Here is a 15,996-nt window from a genome sequence, read left to right as displayed (position 1 = left end):
GTTTTCCGGTGCGTAACACGATGAATCGACCTTTCCGAGGCGCGGCACGATGACGGCTCCTGCCCGTGGCGTGCGGCTCGGCGTGGACGTCGGCCAGGTACGCGTCGGCGTGGCGCTCTCCGACCCGGACGGCATCCTGGCGACTCCGCTGGTCACGCTGGCCCGGGACCTGAAGACCGGTATTGAGGCGGTTCCCGCCGATATCTCGGAAATCGCGCGGCTCGTCGAACTCCACGAGGTGGTCACGGTGGTGGTCGGTCTGCCGGTGACACTCGCCGGTGGGCACGGACCGGCGGCGACCCAGGCGAAGGCGTACGCCCAGCGGCTGGCTGCGGCGATCACGCCGGTGCCGGTCGATCTGGTGGATGAAAGGATGTCGACCGTCGTGGCTTCTCGTAGGCTAGCCGAGCGGGGCGTCCGAGGACGGCGTCAACGGGCGGTGGTCGATCAGGCGGCCGCGGTGGAGATTCTGCAGAGCTGGCTAGATAGGCAGCGGAGGCGGACGGAATGATCGACGAGTTGGAGCTCGCGTTCGACGAGCGTGCGGAGAAGGGACGGCACCGGCGCGGCGCGCAGCGCAAACGCAACGGCAAGAAGAAGCGTGGCGGGCGGGGGCGCACCGTCGCGGCACTGCTGATGGCGTTCGTGCTGCTCGGCGTCCTGGGCGGTGCCGGCTGGTACGGCTTCGACCGGGTGCAGGGATACTTCGTCACCCCGGACTACGACGGCAACGGCAGCGGTGAGGTGCAGGTCCAGGTCGAACAGGGCCAGAGCATCGCCGAGATCGCCAACACGCTGGTCGCGGCCGGCGTCGTCAAGAGCGCCAAGGCGTTCATCGAGGCGGCCCAGGAGAACTCGCGGAGCCAGAACATCCAGCCGGGTGTGTACAAGGTCCGCAAGGAGATGAACGCGAAGGCGGCGCTGGGCCTGCTGCTGGACCTGAAGAACAAGCTCGTCAACGGCTTCCTGGTCAAGGAGGGCGCGACCGCCAAGCAGATCTTCAAGGCGCTGGCGGCCGAGACGAAACTTCCGGTCAAGGACTTCGAGACGGCCGCCAAGGACCTGGAAGGGCTCGGCATCGCCGACTTCTGGTTCAAGCGCGACGACAAGCAGTCGGTGCGGAAGTCGATCGAGGGCTTCCTCTTCCCGGACACCTACGAACTCCCGCCGAACGCCAGCGCCGAGGCGATCCTCAAGCTGATGGTCCAGCGGTTTATGTCGGTAGCCGAGGAGATCGACTTCGTCGACCGGGTGCAGAAGGAGCGCGAGATCAGCCCGTACGAGGCGCTGATCGTGGCGTCGCTGGCCCAGGCCGAGGCGGGCAACGCCGACGACCTCGGCAAGGTCGCCCGGGTGGCGTACAACCGGATCTACAGCGGCGACCATTACTGCAAGAACGGCAACGGCCTGACCGGCTGCCTGGAGTTCGACGTCGGGGTCAACTACTACTGGGAGCTGACCGGCAAGAAGACCAAGCGGTCCGGGGACATGACGGACGCGGAACTCTTCGACAAGAACAACCCGTACCGGATGCACGGCAAGGCCGGGCTGCCCCCGGGACCGATCAACAACCCGGGCCAGCAGGCCCTGGAGGGGGCGATGAACCCGCCCAAGGGCAACTGGCGGTTCTTCGTGGCCATCGACAAGCAGGGCCACTCGGCGTTCGCGGAGACGGCCGAGGAACACGCACGGAACGAGCAGAAGGCCCGAGAGAACGGCGTGCTCTGAGGTGACGGCGAGGTGACGCACGAGCGCCGGGCGGCGGTGTTGGGCAAGCCGATCGCCCACTCGCTCTCCCCGGTGATCCACAACGCCGGTTACGCGGCGGCCGGGTTGACCGGGTGGTCGTACAGCGCGATCGAGTGTGCCGAGGCCGAGCTGCCCGACCGGGTGGCCGGGCTCGGCCCGGAGTGGGCGGGGCTCTCCCTGACCATGCCGCTGAAGGAGGCGGCGCTCGCGGTGGCCGGCGAGGTCTCGCCGGTCGCCGCCGCGATCGGCGCCGCCAACACTCTGGTACGCCGACCGGATGGCTCGTGGGCCGCCGACAACACCGACGTACCGGGGATGGTCGACGTGCTGACCGGCGCGGGTGTGCCGGCCGGTGCCGAGGTGGTGTTGCTCGGTGCCGGCGGTACCGCCCGCGCGGCGCTCGCCGCCGCCGTCCAGCTCGCCGCCCGCCGGGTCACCTGCCGGGTACGCCGGCCCGCCGCCGGTGCGGAACTGGCCGGGCTGGCCGGCACGCTCGGGCTGCGGTTCGAGATCGCGGACTGGGCGGCGCCGGCCGAGCCGGACGGTGCGGATCTGGTGATCTCCACCGTGCCGAAGGGCGCCGCCGACGGTTTCGCTGCGGCGGCCCGGTCCTGGCGGCCCGAGACGGTCTTCTTCGACGTCGTCTACGACCCGTGGCCGACCCCGCTCGCCGCGGCTGCGGCGGCGGCCGGCTGCCGGATCGTCTCCGGCCTCGACCTGCTGCTGGCCCAGGCGGTCGGGCAGTTCGAGCAGTTCACCGGGGTACGCGCCCCGGTGTCCGAGATGCGTTCCGCCCTCGCCGCCGCCCGCGCCGTGCAGTGAGCGGACCCGGGCCGGGCCGCGAGGTCGACGTAGTGGTCTTTGGGAAACTCGGGCGCACAAAGGCCCGCCCCGGAACGCCGAGGGGAGGGCGGCGAACCGAGGCGGGCCGATCGGGTGATGAGGCAGGTCATTGGCGGCGCCGGGGCACCCAGTAGAGGATCTGTCCCGCGATCAGCGCGGGGTGCGTGTCGGGCATGGATTGCAGTGCGCGGGTGAGGTGTACCCCGAGGTACATCATCAGTCCGACTCGGTTGCCTCTGAAGCCGATAAGCAGGGCCAGGCGGGCGGGCGCGCAGGGCCAGGGGTCCCGACAGGTCTCGCAGCTATACGACTGCGCCGGAGTGTGTCTGCCGGTCGGGTAGCGCCGCCGGGCGAGCCGTCGCATGTGCCGGTACCAGCGCTCCTGCGGCCCGATCACGGCTACATCCGACCGGCGCGCTCGGCGGCTGACTCCCGTTCGCCGTGGTGGCCCCGGTGGATCTGGGCGGGTGTCAGCGCGCCGGCCCGGCCGATCTGGTGTCGGCCGGACGGCGAGTTCCAGAGCGGATTCTTGCCCTCCCTGCCCTCCTGTGCCCAGCGTGTGTTCGGCAGGATCGGGAAGGGCGGGCTGACGTAGACGATCTTGGGTGCGGGCGACGATGCCGCGAAGCCGACCCGGTATTCCGCCTCGGTCATCGGGGCGAAGGGGCGGAACGGCGGCGGAGTTCGTTTGCGGGAGTCCGGACAGACCCAGCGGTGACCACATCGGCAATAGCGCCAGAGTCGTCGCCAGTCTCGTCGGTGTTGTTGCCGCCTTTCCAGTGCCATCGGATCACCTCTCAGGGTCCTCGGAGATTGGAAGGCGGGGACCGCCAGTGCCTCTGATTCGGTCCCCCGCCCCTTTGACGGAGGGGGCCCATTCGGGGAGCGCAATGGATGCCCTCCAAGGGTGGACGGGCCGTGCTTGCGGGCTCCTCCGTCTGCTCTCCACCCTGGACCGTCACCCTGTGGTGACGGAAGATGTGCTGAGAGCAGTAGCGGCCTACAACCAGACGGAGGGGGATAGTTGGCCGACACGAACGAGTTTCGCCACCTATTGCGCAGGCTTCGAGTGGAGCGCGGAATGTCTCAGGACGCCGTGGGCGCTGAGGTACATGTCAGTGGCTCTCAGATCGGTCACTACGAGTCGGGCCGGAGTGTCCCCGCCGACGGCATGGCGGACGCTCTTGACCGCGCACTTGGCGCCAGCGGCGAACTGGTGCGCGCGGCCGATAGATCCCGGGGGGATTCGGTCGCTCCATGGCTGCGCCCGTGGGAGGAGAACGAGGCGCGCTCAGTCATCCTGCGATGGTTTGAACCGTCCGTGATTCCTGGCCTGCTCCAGACGGATGAGTACGCGCGAGCGGTGACGGCCGCAGGGCCCCACACCCCGGATCAGGTCGAGGAAGCGGTTCAGACAAGGATCAGGCGGCAAGCGGCCGTCTTCGACCGACCGACCCCGGTCGTCCTTACCGCCATCATCGGCGAGGCTGTATTGCGGCACGGTGACCCCGGGGTCATGAAGCGACAGCTTGAGCACCTTGTTGACGTCGGTCACCGACCGAACGTGCACGTCAGGGTGGTGCCGTTCACGGCCGGCCTGCACGTTGGGCATGCCGGGGCGTTCGCCGTTGCCACACTGACGGACGGCGCGTCCGTCGCCTACGTCGATCATCAACTGTCCGGGGACGTAGCGGCCAAGGTCCGAGACCTCTTGTACCTGGGGCGCGCGTGGGAATCCATCTGCGCCGTGGCGCTACCCTGGACATCAACTAGAGAGTTGATCCTGAGGGTGATTGATGACCATGGAGCCGCGTTGGCGAAAGAGCAGCCGTAGCAGCCCGAATGGCGGTGCCTGCGTGGAGGTTGCCGACAACCTTCCGGGCCGGGTGCTGGTCCGGGACACCAAGGATCGGGATGGCGGCACCCTGACGTTCGGGCCGGCCGCTTGGCGGGCGTTCGTCGGTGAGGTAGCCCAGCGGCCGTAGCCGCCAGAGCCACGACCAGCGCCCCGCTACCCGGTCGACCCAGGCGGTGGGGCGCGTCGTCTCTGGTCGTGTGGCGACACCTCGCCAAGCGGGTGTCAAGCCTGGAGGTTCAGCGTCGGCACCTTACGATTGCTTCTCGGGTGCTTGGGCGGGACGGTCGTTGATGGTTCAAGGACGGTTCGTAGCTCCACGACCAGCTACGTGAGCGGACTCGCACGCCGACGACATACGCGCCTTAGAGTGGGTGCGGGAGGCCCTATCCGCCCGGGTACTGCTCAGCACTGAGACGCGGACGATGATCGGTAGGTTGATCCATGAGTACACCTACGCCGAACTGGCACAAGAGCAGCCGCAGCGGCACCAACCAGGGCAACTGCGTGGAGGTTGCCGACAACCTTCCGGGCCGGGTGCTGGTCCGGGACACCAAGGACCGGGATGGCGGCACCCTGACGTTCGGGCCGGCCGCTTGGCGGGCGTTCGTCGGTGAGGTAGCCCAGCGGCCGTAGCCGCCAGAGCCACGACCAGTGCCCCACTATCCGGACGACCCGGGCGGCGGGGCGCTCATCTGCGTTCTGCCGGGGCGGGACCGGCGGGCGTACGTGATCGCTCAATTTCCACCGACCCAGGCGGCTCGGCCGGTCCCCGTCCCCGGGCGATGGTGAAGACGACCAGCGCGGAGAGCGCGGTGCTGCCGAGCACCAGCACGGCCATCGGCACCGCGCTGTCGTCCGGGCCGAGTCCGGCCAGCGGTGCCACGGCGGCGGCGATGGACAACTGGAGCGCGCCGAGCAGCGCGGCGGCGCTGCCGGCGTGCCCGGGATGCCGGTCCATGGACAGGGCCAGCCCGTTCGGCAGGATCATCCCGACGCACGAGACGAAGGCGAAGAGCGCGACCAGGACGGTCGGGACGTTCTCCGTGATCGCCCCGCCGAGCAGGGCAGCGGCGGCCAGCAGGCTGACGAGCAGGGCGGTGCCGAGCAGCCGGCGGGTGCCGTACCGGTCGAGCAGCCGGGCGTTGAGTTGCCCGACCGCGGTCATCCCGACGGCGTTCACCGCGAAGACCAGGGTGAACCAGCCGGCGGAGAGCGCGAAGACGTCCTGGATCACGAACGAGGACCCGGAGATGTACGCGAAGAGCGCGGCGAAGGCCAGCCCCTGGGTGAGTACGTAGCCGAGGTAGACCCGGTCGGTGAGCAGTCCCCACATCGCCCGGGCGGTACCGGCCAGCCCGCCGGTGTGCCGCCGCTGCGCCGGAAGCGTCTCCGGCAGCCGCCAGATGACGGCGGCGAGCAGCAGCAGACCGATCGCCGACAGCGCGACGAAGACCGCCCGCCACGAGCCGAACCGGAGTACCAGAGTGCCGAGGGCCGGTGCGGCGGCCGGGGCGACCCCGAAGATCAGGATCAGTCGGGAGAAGTACTTCGCCGCCGCCACCCCGGAGTAGAGGTCCCGGACGATGGCCCGGGCGACGACCACGCCCATGCCGCTGGTCACGCCCTGGAGCAGCCGGAGCGCGGCCAGTGCCTCGGCCGACGGGGCGAACGCGCAGAGCAGGCTGGTCACGGTGTACGCGACGACACCGACCAGTACCGGCCGGCGGCGGCCCCACCGGTCGCTGAGCGGCCCGGTGACGAGCTGGCCGAGGGCGAGGCCGAACAGGAAGGTGGTGAGCGAGAACTGCACCTGCGCCGGGGTGGCGGCGAGCTCGCCGGTCATCTCGGGGAACGCCGGCAGGTACATGTCCAGGGACAGTGGACCGACCGCGGTCAGGGTACCGAGCAGCAGCAGTTGTCCGACTCCCGAGGCGCGGCCCGGCGGTGGTGCGGAGCGCACTCTGCCCACTGCGGTCCCCCTAGTCTTGGGATAGCCGACACTTTAGCTCTGTGGGCAGAGCTATTGCGATGTGAAGTAGCCGACCCCGGAGGCACCGAGGTGCCCGGGTGACGACGGCAGGGGTGCCGGACCAGGACGGCGCCGGCCGAGACGGTGACAGGGGACGCGACGGTGACGGGATCGAGGATGACCGACGACGTGACGGCCGGCGCGGCGGAGGCGCTCGGCAGCGCCGTGGCCGACCTGCACCGGGTGCTGCGCCGGTCGACGAGTCGACGGATCGGCCGGGTACCGCTGCCGGACGCCCAGGTGGAGGTGCTGCGGCTGGTCGAGCGCTGCCCGGGGATCAGCGTCAAGGAGGCGGCGGAACGGCTGCACACGGCGGCCAACACGGTCAGCACGCTGGTCGGCGACCTCGCCGGTGCCGGCCTGCTGGAACGCGCCCGGGATCCGCACAACCGGCGGATCGTCCGGCTCCGGCTGACCCCGGCCGCGCACCTGCGGATCGCCGAGTACGTCGCGCACCGGCGCGACCTGCTGCTCGACGCGCTGCACCGGCTCGACGAGCCGGCCCGCCGGGACATCGTGCGGGCCGCCGGCCAACTGCACCGGCTCGCCGACCTGCTCGCCGACCAGGAGCGGGCCGACCAGCCGTCCGGGCCGCCGACCGCTGCCCGTCCGTAGAGCGGGACGGCACGGGCGGTGCGCGGCAGCACCCCGGGGCCGTGCCAAACTTGACCGGCGGGCGGCCGGCCCGGTCGCCACGAGGAGAGGGTTGGTCGTGTTGCGCTGGTTGACGGCGGGGGAGTCCCATGGTCCCGCCCTGGTTGCGGTGCTGGAAGGCTTGCCGGCCGGGGTCGAGGTGACCAGCGAGGAGATCGTCCGTCAGTTGGGCCGCCGTCGGCTCGGCTACGGCCGGGGCGCCCGGATGTCCTTCGAGCGGGACGAGGTCGAGATCGTCGGCGGTCTCCGGCACGGCCTGACCCTGGGCAGCCCGGTGGCGATCCGGGTGGGCAACTCCGAGTGGCCCAAGTGGCAGACGGTGATGGCGGCCGACCCGGTCGACCCGGAGCTGCTGGCCGGTCAGGCCCGTAATGCCCCGCTGACCCGCCCCCGACCCGGGCACGCCGACCTGGCCGGCATGCAGAAGTACGGCCACACCGACGCCCGGCCGATCCTGGAACGGGCCAGCGCCCGGGAGACCGCCGCCCGGGTCGCGGTCGGCACCGTCGCCCGGGCCCTGCTCCGGCAGGCGCTCGGCATCGAGATCGTCTCGCACGTGGTGGAGCTCGGCTCGGTGGCCGCCAAGCCCGGGTTGCAGCCCCGACCCGAGGACGCCGAGCGGATCGACGCCGACCCGCTGCGCTGCCTCGACCCGGAGGCGAGTGCCCGGATGGTCGCCGAGGTGGACGCCGCCAAGTCCGACGCCGACACCCTCGGCGGCATCGTCGAGGTGCTCGCCTACGGGGTACCGCCGGGGCTCGGCAGCCACGTGCAGTGGGACCGCAAGCTCGACGCCCGGCTCGCCGCCGCGCTGATGTCCATCCAGGCGATCAAGGGTGTGGAGATCGGCGACGCCTGGCAGCAGGCCCGGTCCCGGGGCTCGGTGGCGCACGACGAGATCGTCCCCACCGCGACCGGGGTACGCCGGGTCACCGACCGGGCCGGTGGCCTGGAGGGCGGGATCACCACCGGCGAGCCGCTGCGGGTACGCGCCGCGATGAAGCCGATCTCCTCGCTCAACCGGGCACTCTCCACGGTGGACGTGGCGACCGGCGAGCCGGCGACCGCGATCAACCAGCGCTCCGACGTCTGCGCCGTACCCGCCGCCGCGATCGTCGCCGAGACCATGGTCGCGCTGGTACTGGCCGAGGCGGCGCTGGAGAAGTTCGGCGGCGACTCGGTCACCGAGATCCGCCGCAACCTCGCCGGCTACCTGGACAACCTGGTGATCCGGTGAGCGCGAGGAGTGAGCCGGGTTTGCGAGCCCCGCAGTCGCGAACGGAACGGGAGCACCGCTGATGGCACCGGTCTGTGTCCTGGTCGGCGTGATGGGCGCCGGCAAGACCAGCACCGGGCTGCTGGTCGCCAAGGGCCTCGGCGTCGACTTCCGGGACACCGACAGCGACATCGAGGCGACGGCCGGCAAGCCGATCCCGGAGATCTTCGTCGACGACGGCGAGGATCACTTCCGTACCCTGGAACGGGCCGCCGTGGCGACCGCGCTGGCCACCTTCGACGGGGTGCTGGCGCTCGGCGGCGGCGCGATCCTCGCCGAGGAGAACCGGGCCGCGCTCGCCGGGCACCGGGTCATCTACCTTTCGGTCGAGCTGCCGGACGCGGTCCGGCGGGTCGGCCTGGGCACCGGTCGGCCGCTGCTCGCGATCAACCCCCGGGCCACCCTGAAACACCTGCTCGACCAGCGGCGTCCGCTCTACACCGAGGTGGCGACCTGGACCGTGGTCACCGACGGGCGGACCCCAGAGCAGGTGGCCGAGGAGATCCTGGCCGGGCTGGCCGGCGACCGGGTCGGGTAGGCCGTGTTTCATAGGCAGGGTTGAGCAGTAGGTAGTGGTCAAGCCCGGCGGCGCCGGTCAGGAACGCCGCCCGGTCCAGCGACGTCACCGGCGCGGCCGGTGGTCTCGGATGACCGAGCCCACGCCGGTGGAACCACCAGACCCGCTCGCCCGCCTGACGTCGCGCCAGGGTCAACCGCCACCCTCGCCACCACCGCCATAACCTCCAGAGCCGCCGTCACCGCCGCCGCTACCCCCGCCGTCCGATCCGCCCCCACCGCCGTCGCCGTAGTTGTAGCCGCCGAAGCCGCCCCACCAACCGACGGTTCCGCTGGGTGCGGCCTCGGTCCCCCTGTGCTCGATGTGTGCCTCGACTCCCATATCCCGGTCGAGTTGCCGGAGCAGCCGGGTGCCGAACAGCGCCACTCCCATGCCCGCCGCCGTCGGGCCGTAGGTGGTCAGCGCGGGACGCTGGTCGGGGTGCAGGTGGGCGTACGTCCGGGTCAGCTCGTCCATCATCCGGTCGGCGACGAGACTACGCCGGGGTATCCGGGCGACCAGCACGAGATATCCGACGATGGCCAGGGTCAGCGCGACCGCGAGGTAGCCGGCGGGCCGGCCGTTGCTCGCCGCGACGGCGAGCCGGGCGCTGCCGACCGCCACCAGCACCAGCATCGTCCAGACCCCGCGCCGGGCCGCCCGGCGTACGCGGGGCGGGAGCAGCAGCCTCATCCGTTCCAGTTCCTCGCGCAGCAGGTCGACCGCCTCGACCACCCCGGGATCGGCCCGGAGTTGCTGCTGCGGCACCCGGGTGGCGGCCGCGGCGTAGACCGCCCGGTCCAGCGGGGTCGCCCCGGCCGGCAGCGAGCCGTACGCCCGGAGCCGCTTCCTCTTATGGCTCAGCCGTACGACGCCGGCGCAGCGCAACCCAGCGAGCGAGGCGTAGACCGCGAGCCGCTCCCCGGACTGTAGGTAGCCGACCTGCTCCGGCTTGAGTTCGCCGGCGCCGAGCCCGACGGGGCCGTTGACGACCTTTCGCCGGTACACCCACGCGCCGACGAACACCGCCGCCGCCACACCGAGATAGGCCCAGACGAGCATGGGGATGGAGAGGAACCACATCGCGCCTCCTCCCGGGTACCGAGGAAAGAGCTGGCTCCAGTGTCGACGGCGGGCGCCACCGGTCGGCCCGGCAATCCGCATCGTTCCGGTAAACCCGGCGGCGGACAGCGCATCCTGGCCGGAAGGATGGCCACGGCAAGGTTCCATGCCCGCGACCGCGCCCAACTCGTGGTCCTCGCCTGGGGCTCTGCCTGTCCGGCTTGGGCTGGCCTGTTCGGCGGCACAAGCGGGGCAGCTCGACAGTCTCCCCACCGGACACCTGCCGGCCACCCGTGCCTGGCGGGGACGCCGAGCCGCCGACGGCTATGCGGCGCCGTTCGGGTCCGCCCGGCCGATCCGGTCCAGCAGCTCGGTCAGGCGCTTCGGCTCGCTGAACATCGGCCAGTGCCCGGTCGGCAGGCCGTAGAGGTCAGCACCGGCCAGCCCGGCGAAGAACGGGTGCCGCTGCGCGACCATCTGCCGCACCGTCTCCACCGGGAAGGTGCAGGCGATCAGCGCGGCCGGCACCGTGTGGCCGTGCGGCAGGCGTACCGGGTCGGTGGCGGTGCGCAGCGGCTGGCCGGTGGCACGCTCCCGGAGCAGGTCCAGGGACTCGTCGTCGAGCCCGGCCAGGTTGACCGGGTCGGCGGCCGGGTCCCAGGCCGGCGGCGGGAGTAGGTGTCCGGCGCCGATCAGCGCCCGGAGCCGGTGCTGCTCCTCCGGCGGGTTGGTGTCGAACTGCGCCGTACCCTCCGGCAGCGGCCCGCTGTCGAGGTAGACCACCCGGGCGAACCGGTCGGGGAGCCGGTCCGCCGCCTGCTGGACCGGCATCCCGCCGCCGGAGTGCCCGACCAGTACGACATCGTGCAGTTCCTCCGCCTCGACCAGCCGGACGATGTCGGCGGTGTGCGTCTCCAGACCCACGTCGGGGTCGGCCAGGTGAGCCCGGTCGGCCACCCCGGTCAGGGTCAGCGGGTACGCCCGGTGCCCGGCCGCGCGCAGCCCCTCGGTCACCTCCCGCCAGGCCCAGGCGCCGAGCCAGAAACCGGGGACGAGGACGAACGTGGCCATCTGTCTGCTCCTTCTTCTCGTGCGATCCGGCCCCGAGGCTAGAGTCGAATCCGGGCGACTTCCGCCCGGATTAGGAGTGTGACCCGTGCCACATCCGGCCGCTCGGGTGCTCGGGATGCTGGAGCTGTTGCAGAGTTCCCACCGGCTGACCGGTGCCGAGTTGGCCGCCCGGCTCGGCGTCGACCAGCGGACCGTCCGGCGGTACGCCGACACCCTGGTCGACCTCGGCATCCCGGTGACCGCCGCCCGGGGCCGGTACGGCGGCTACCGGCTCCAGCCCGGCTACCGGCTGCCGCCGCTGATGCTCACCGACGACGAGGCGGTGGCCGTACTGCTCGGGCTGGTCGCCGCCGAACAGCTCGGGCTGGGCACCGCCGCTCCGGCCACCGGGCTCGCCCAGGCGAAGATCCGCCGGGTACTGCCCGGGCCGCTCGCCGACCGGCTCGACGCGGTGACCCGGAGCCTCGGGTTCAGCCTGCGGCGGCGGGCCGACGCACCCCGGCCGGCCACCGCGACCCTGCTCGCCCTGGGCGCGGCGACCCACTCCCGGCAGCGGGTCACCATCGGCTACCGCTCCTGGCGCGGTGAGCCGTCGGTGCGCGACCTCGACCCGTACGGCCTGGTCTTCCACGCCGGTCGCTGGTACGTCACCGGCCACGACCACCGGCGCGGCGAGGTCCGTACCTTCCGGCTCGACCGGATCGCGTCGGTCGGCACCGGCACCGGCACCGGCACCGGCACCTTCACCGTGCCGGACGGATTCGATCCGGTCGGGCACGTCACCCGGTCGCTGGCCGGGGTGGCGTACCGCTGGGAGGTCGAGGTGCTGCTGGAGACCGATCTGGAACAGGCCCGCCGTCGGGTACCGCCCAGCGTCGCCCAGCTGGTGCCCACCTCCGACGGCATCCTGCTGCGAACCCGGGCCGAGGACCTGACCGGGATGGCCCAGCTCCTCGCCGGGCTGGGCTGGCCGTTCACCGTGCTCCGCCCGGACGAGCTGCGTACCGCCGTCACCGACTACGCCGGCACGCTCGCCGGGTACGCCGCCCGCCGACCACCGCTGCCGGCGGACCCCATCCTCTAGGCTCTAGCCCGATGGACGAGCTGACCCGAATTCCGGTCGGCGGCGACCGGCCGTACGACGTCCTCGTCGGCCGGGACCTGCTGGCCGCGCTGCCGCCGCTGCTGGCCGGTGCCGAGCGCGCCGCCGTGCTGCACGCCCCGCCGCTGAAGGCGCACGCCGACGAGCTGGCCGAGCGGCTCCGCGCCGCCGGGATCACCCCGCTGACCGTGCCGGTGCCGGATGCCGAGGCCGGCAAGGACATCGAGGTCGCGGCCGGCTGCTGGGAGCGGCTGGGCGCGGCGGGCTTCACCCGTACCGATGCGGTGGTGGGGGTGGGTGGCGGCGCGGTGACCGACCTGGCCGGCTTCGTCGCCGCCTGCTGGTTGCGCGGGGTCCGCTGGGTGCCGGTCTCGACCTCGCTGCTCGGCATGGTCGACGCGGCGGTGGGCGGCAAGACCGGGGTCAACACGGCCGCCGGCAAGAACCTGGTCGGCGCCTTCCACCCGCCGGTCGGGGTGCTCTGCGACCTGGCGATGCTGGACTCGCTGCCGGCGGTCGACCTGACGGCCGGGCTCGCCGAGGTGGTGAAGTGCGGCTTCATCGCCGACCCGGCCATCCTCGACCTGGTCGAGTCCGACCCCACGGCAGCGGTGGACCCGACCGGGGCGGTGGTCCGGGAGCTGGTCGAGCGGGCCATCCGGGTGAAGGCGGAGGTGGTCTCCGGCGACCTGCGTGAGGCGGGCCGGCGGGAGATCCTCAACTACGGCCACACCCTCGGGCACGCGATCGAGAAGGTCGAGGGCTACCGCTGGCGGCACGGGCACGCGATCTCCGTCGGCCTGGTCTACGCCGCCGGGCTGGCCTGGCGGGCCGGCCGACTGGACGAGCCGACGGCGGCCCGGCACCGGACGGTGCTGACCACGCTCGGGCTGCCGACGAGCTACCGGGCGGACGCCTGGCCGGAGCTGCTGGCCGCGATGCGGGTGGACAAGAAGACCCGGGGCAACCGGCTGCGGTTCGTCGTGCTGGACGGGCTGGCCGAGACCGGCATCCTGGACGGCCCGGACGACGGGTTGCTGTTCGACGCGTACGCCGAGGTGGCGGCATGAGGGTCTACGTGCTCAACGGGCCCAACCTGGGCCGGCTCGGCATCCGGCAACCCGAGGTGTACGGCGCCACCAGCTACGCCGATCTGGTGGCGAGCTGCCAGGCGACCGGCAGGGAACTGGGGCTGGACGTGGAGGTCCGGCAGACCGACGCCGAGGCGGAGTTGATCGGCTGGCTGCACCAGGCGGCCGACGAGGAGGCGGGGGTGGTGCTCAACCCGGCCGCCTGGTCGCACTACTCCTACGCGGTCCGGGACGCCTGCGCCATGCTGCGCGGCCCGCTGGTCGAGGTGCACATCTCCAACATCCACGCCCGGGAGGAGTTCCGGCACCACTCCGTGGTCTCGGCCGTCGCGACCGGGGTGATCTGCGGCCTCGGGGTCGACGGTTACCGGCTGGCCCTGCTGCACCTGGCCGCGCTGCGGGACCGGTCCGCCCGAGGCTGATCGGCCGTCCCGCCTCCTCGAATCGGGCTGGTCCTGATCAACTGGACGCTCCTAGTAGACTTGCCGGGTCTGTCCGCCCGAATTAAAGATCAAGGCAGGAAATGGCCACCACCAACGACCTGAAGAACGGGCTGGTTCTCAACCTCGACGGCGAGCTGTGGGCCGTCGTGGAGTTCCAGCACGTCAAGCCCGGCAAGGGCGGTGCGTTCGTGCGCACCACGCTGAAGAACGTGCTGTCCGGCAAGGTGGTCGACAAGACGTTCAACGCGGGTACCAAGGTCGACACGGCCACCGTCGACAAGCGCACCATGCAGTATCTGTACGCCGACGGCGAGGACTACGTCTTCATGGACCTGGAGACGTACGACCAGATTCCGGTGCCCGGCGGCACGGTCGGCGAGGCGGCCAACTACCTGCTGCCCGAGGCGGAGGCGATCGTCGCCACCCACGAGGGCGTGCCGCTCTACGTCGAACTGCCGACCAGCGTCGTGCTGGAGATCACCTACACCGAGCCCGGCCTGCAGGGCGACCGGTCCACCGGCGGCAACAAGCCGGCGACGGTCGAGACCGGCGCCACCGTCCAGGTGCCGCTCTTCATCACCACCGGCGAGAAGATCAAGGTCGACACCCGCGACGGCCGCTATCTCGGCCGAGCCTGATGGCGGAGGGCCCCAAACAGCAGATGCCGGCCCGCCGCAAGGCGCGCAAGCGGGCTCTGGACGTCCTCTACGAGGCGGACCTGCGGGACCGGCCCGTCGCCGAGGTGCTGGCCGGCTATCTCCAACGGTTGGAACAGCCGCGCCCCGAGCACCTGGGCTACGCGGTGGGCCTCATCGAGGGCGTGGCGGCGCACCAGTCCCGGATCGACGAGCTGATCGACAGCTACGCCGAGGGCTGGACGCTGGACCGGATGCCGGTCGTCGACCGTAACCTCGCCCGGATCGCCATCTACGAGCTGCTCTACCTCGACGAGATCGACGACGCGGTGGCGATCAGCGAGGCGGTCGAGCTGGCCCGGCAGATGTCGACCGACGACTCGCCCCGGTTCCTCAACGGCATCCTGGGCCGGATCGCCGAGTACGCGACCCGCTGAGCCTTCGGTAGCCGGGTTCGCCCGGCGCGGTGGGTTCCGGGTGTCAGTCGCGGGCGGCCGGAGCCGACCGGGCGACGTCTGTGCATGGGACTGTCGAGCTGCCCCGTTTGCGCACCCACCGGATCGTCGTGCCCCCCGTCGGCGATTTCCTTTGGGACCCCGATTCCTTTGGGACCCCGAGCCGTTCGCGATGGTCTTGTCTGTCGCATGTTGCTGCCATTCGACGCCGGCCGGGGCGGCCCGGTGCCGGCCGGCACCGGGCCGCCCCGGCGTCGGGCCAGCGCTGCGGTCGACGGGCCGGGTCACTGAACCCTTTCGCCCCCGGACAGCGGGCGCACAGACGGCGCAGCTCGACAGTTCCCGGCTCAGACGTTGTCCCGGCTCAGACGTGTGCTCGGGGGCTGCGACGGGGTCGCGAGGGCCGTCCCGGCCCAGACGTGACGAGCAGCGGCGACGGGCAGTGCGGGCGGCTCGGGGCGAAACGGCTCGCGGGGCCCGCGCCCGGTAGGCACGGACCCCGCGAGTCGGGGGGATCAGGACGCGAAGAGCGCCCGGGGGTCGGCGACGAGCACGCCGTGCTCGGTGAGCCGCTCGATCAGGCCGGAGGGGGAGGAGTCGTAGACGATCGCGAGCGCCCGCAGGTCGTCCGCGCGAATCGACAGCACCCGTCCGTTGTAGTCACCGCGCTGCTGCTGGATGGCGCGGGCATAGCGGGCGACGTAGGCGAGGTCCTCGGAGGCCTCGTCGTACAGCCGCTCGAGGTCGAGCACGATCTTGTTCGTCGGCTCGTGACGGACGCCACTGCCGTCCGGCAGCAGCTCCGAGACGGGCACCCGGTAGAAGTCCGCGAGTTCGGCGAGACGGGAGACCGTCACCGCCCGGTCGCCCCGCTCGTACGAGCCGACCACGACGGCTTTCCACCGCCCGTTTGACTTCTCCTCCACCCCCTGCAGGGACAATCCCTGCTGCTGACGGATAGAGCGCAGGCGCGCGCCCAACGACTTGGCGTATTCAGAGGGCATTCGGCACTCCCAGTGCTGGTCGGGGATCTCCCCAGCGATCGCTACGGAGCGTGACGGTACGGGGATAACGACACGTGGTCAAGTGCTAGTTACCTACCTATTACAAAGATCGTGTTCAGCCGGGCGGTTTCGGCTCGCTGATCCGGGGGTCAGCGACCCGCCGTGGCC

General features: G+C 71.6%; 18 protein-coding genes and 1 pseudogene. 14 read left to right on the top strand and 5 right to left on the bottom strand.

Features of this window, described 5'->3' with window-relative positions; genetic code table 11:
• Positions 1–49 precede the first annotated feature (49 nt).
• From ruvX to ACSMXO_RS29935, 3 genes are read left to right on the top strand one after another with little or no spacing between them, the layout of a single operon-like run.
• Positions 50–511 (top strand): Holliday junction resolvase RuvX, encoded by a 462-nt coding sequence (gene ruvX, locus ACSMXO_RS29945; RefSeq protein WP_455414750.1) that lies wholly within the window; start codon positions 50–52, stop codon positions 509–511.
• Positions 508–1,728: an endolytic transglycosylase MltG gene (gene mltG / locus ACSMXO_RS29940; RefSeq protein ID WP_455414749.1), complete on the top strand. Its 1,221-nt coding sequence runs from the start codon at positions 508–510 to the stop codon at positions 1,726–1,728. Before ruvX ends, mltG begins: the two co-directional genes overlap by 4 nt.
• A gap of 12 nt (positions 1,729–1,740) precedes the next feature.
• The gene (locus ACSMXO_RS29935) at positions 1,741–2,571 is read left to right on the top strand and encodes a shikimate dehydrogenase (RefSeq protein ID WP_455414748.1); all 831 of its coding nucleotides are present in this window, start codon (positions 1,741–1,743) and stop codon (positions 2,569–2,571) included.
• 420 nt (positions 2,572–2,991) lie between these two features.
• Here ACSMXO_RS29935 and ACSMXO_RS29930 read toward each other — a convergent pair whose 3' ends face one another.
• Complete coding sequence (locus ACSMXO_RS29930; protein WP_455414747.1) at positions 2,992–3,246, bottom strand: hypothetical protein; 255 nt, start codon at positions 3,244–3,246, stop codon at positions 2,992–2,994.
• Positions 3,247–3,616: 370 nt separating this feature from the next.
• On the opposite strand from ACSMXO_RS29930, the gene ACSMXO_RS29925 reads away from it, so the two are divergent.
• The 3 genes from ACSMXO_RS29925 to ACSMXO_RS29915 all read left to right on the top strand — a co-directional run bounded on the left by ACSMXO_RS29925 (position 3,617) and on the right by ACSMXO_RS29915 (position 5,083).
• Complete coding sequence (locus ACSMXO_RS29925; RefSeq protein ID WP_455414746.1) at positions 3,617–4,426, top strand: helix-turn-helix domain-containing protein; 810 nt, start codon at positions 3,617–3,619, stop codon at positions 4,424–4,426.
• Entirely contained in the window at positions 4,389–4,577 is a 189-nt protein-coding gene (locus ACSMXO_RS29920; protein ID WP_455414745.1) for a DUF397 domain-containing protein, read from the top strand. The genes ACSMXO_RS29925 and ACSMXO_RS29920 overlap by 38 nt, the downstream gene beginning before the upstream one ends.
• Before the next feature lie 314 nt (positions 4,578–4,891).
• Positions 4,892–5,083, top strand: coding sequence for a DUF397 domain-containing protein (locus tag ACSMXO_RS29915; protein ID WP_455414744.1), 192 nt, complete (start codon positions 4,892–4,894; stop codon positions 5,081–5,083).
• A gap of 136 nt (positions 5,084–5,219) precedes the next feature.
• On the opposite strand, the pseudogene ACSMXO_RS29910 reads toward ACSMXO_RS29915, so the two are convergent.
• A pseudogene (locus ACSMXO_RS29910) lies at positions 5,220–6,419 on the bottom strand (multidrug effflux MFS transporter); the annotation flags it as partial.
• A gap of 177 nt (positions 6,420–6,596) precedes the next feature.
• Between ACSMXO_RS29910 and ACSMXO_RS29905 the strand changes: the two are divergent.
• The 3 genes from ACSMXO_RS29905 (at position 6,597) to ACSMXO_RS29895 (ending at position 8,947) form a co-directional block, all read left to right on the top strand.
• On the top strand, positions 6,597–7,094 hold the full coding sequence (locus tag ACSMXO_RS29905; protein ID WP_455414743.1) for a MarR family winged helix-turn-helix transcriptional regulator: 498 nt from the start codon (positions 6,597–6,599) through the stop codon (positions 7,092–7,094).
• 97 nt (positions 7,095–7,191) lie between these two features.
• Entirely contained in the window at positions 7,192–8,370 is a 1,179-nt protein-coding gene (gene aroC, locus ACSMXO_RS29900; protein ID WP_455414742.1) for a chorismate synthase, read from the top strand.
• Positions 8,371–8,431: 61 nt separating this feature from the next.
• The gene (locus ACSMXO_RS29895; protein ID WP_455414741.1) at positions 8,432–8,947 is read left to right on the top strand and encodes a shikimate kinase; all 516 of its coding nucleotides are present in this window, start codon (positions 8,432–8,434) and stop codon (positions 8,945–8,947) included.
• Between the two features lie 171 nt (positions 8,948–9,118).
• On the opposite strand, the gene ACSMXO_RS29890 is transcribed toward ACSMXO_RS29895, so the two are convergent.
• Both ACSMXO_RS29890 and ACSMXO_RS29885 read right to left on the bottom strand, forming a co-directional pair.
• Positions 9,119–10,048: a TIGR04222 domain-containing membrane protein gene (locus tag ACSMXO_RS29890; RefSeq protein WP_455414740.1), complete on the bottom strand. Its 930-nt coding sequence runs from the start codon at positions 10,046–10,048 to the stop codon at positions 9,119–9,121.
• 303 nt (positions 10,049–10,351) lie between these two features.
• On the bottom strand, positions 10,352–11,098 hold the full coding sequence (locus ACSMXO_RS29885; RefSeq protein ID WP_455414739.1) for an alpha/beta fold hydrolase: 747 nt from the start codon (positions 11,096–11,098) through the stop codon (positions 10,352–10,354).
• 85 nt (positions 11,099–11,183) lie between these two features.
• On the opposite strand from ACSMXO_RS29885, the gene ACSMXO_RS29880 reads away from it, so the two are divergent.
• The 5 genes from ACSMXO_RS29880 to nusB all read left to right on the top strand — a co-directional run bounded on the left by ACSMXO_RS29880 (position 11,184) and on the right by nusB (position 14,806).
• Complete coding sequence (locus tag ACSMXO_RS29880; protein WP_455414738.1) at positions 11,184–12,182, top strand: helix-turn-helix transcriptional regulator; 999 nt, start codon at positions 11,184–11,186, stop codon at positions 12,180–12,182.
• Between the two features lie 11 nt (positions 12,183–12,193).
• The gene (gene aroB, locus ACSMXO_RS29875; protein WP_346259687.1) at positions 12,194–13,270 is read left to right on the top strand and encodes a 3-dehydroquinate synthase; all 1,077 of its coding nucleotides are present in this window, start codon (positions 12,194–12,196) and stop codon (positions 13,268–13,270) included.
• A complete protein-coding gene (gene aroQ, locus ACSMXO_RS29870) occupies positions 13,267–13,713 on the top strand; it encodes a type II 3-dehydroquinate dehydratase (RefSeq protein WP_346259686.1) in 447 nt (148 codons plus the stop codon). Before aroB ends, aroQ begins: the two co-directional genes overlap by 4 nt.
• A 101-nt stretch (positions 13,714–13,814) precedes the next feature.
• Positions 13,815–14,372: an elongation factor P gene (efp, locus tag ACSMXO_RS29865; RefSeq protein WP_107262813.1), complete on the top strand. Its 558-nt coding sequence runs from the start codon at positions 13,815–13,817 to the stop codon at positions 14,370–14,372.
• A gap of 23 nt (positions 14,373–14,395) precedes the next feature.
• Positions 14,396–14,806 carry a transcription antitermination factor NusB gene (nusB, locus tag ACSMXO_RS29860; protein ID WP_346259752.1) on the top strand — a complete coding sequence of 137 codons (411 nt, stop codon included), beginning with the start codon at positions 14,396–14,398 and terminating at the stop codon, positions 14,804–14,806.
• A gap of 533 nt (positions 14,807–15,339) precedes the next feature.
• On the opposite strand, the gene bldD is transcribed toward nusB, so the two are convergent.
• Complete coding sequence (gene bldD / locus ACSMXO_RS29855; RefSeq protein WP_101366736.1) at positions 15,340–15,828, bottom strand: transcriptional regulator BldD; 489 nt, start codon at positions 15,826–15,828, stop codon at positions 15,340–15,342.
• Positions 15,829–15,996 lie beyond the last annotated feature (168 nt).

The organism is Plantactinospora sp. DSM 117369, assembly GCF_053764795.1.
Note: the sequence above shows the minus strand (reverse complement) of the source record. Positions and strands in the feature narration are given on the sequence as shown.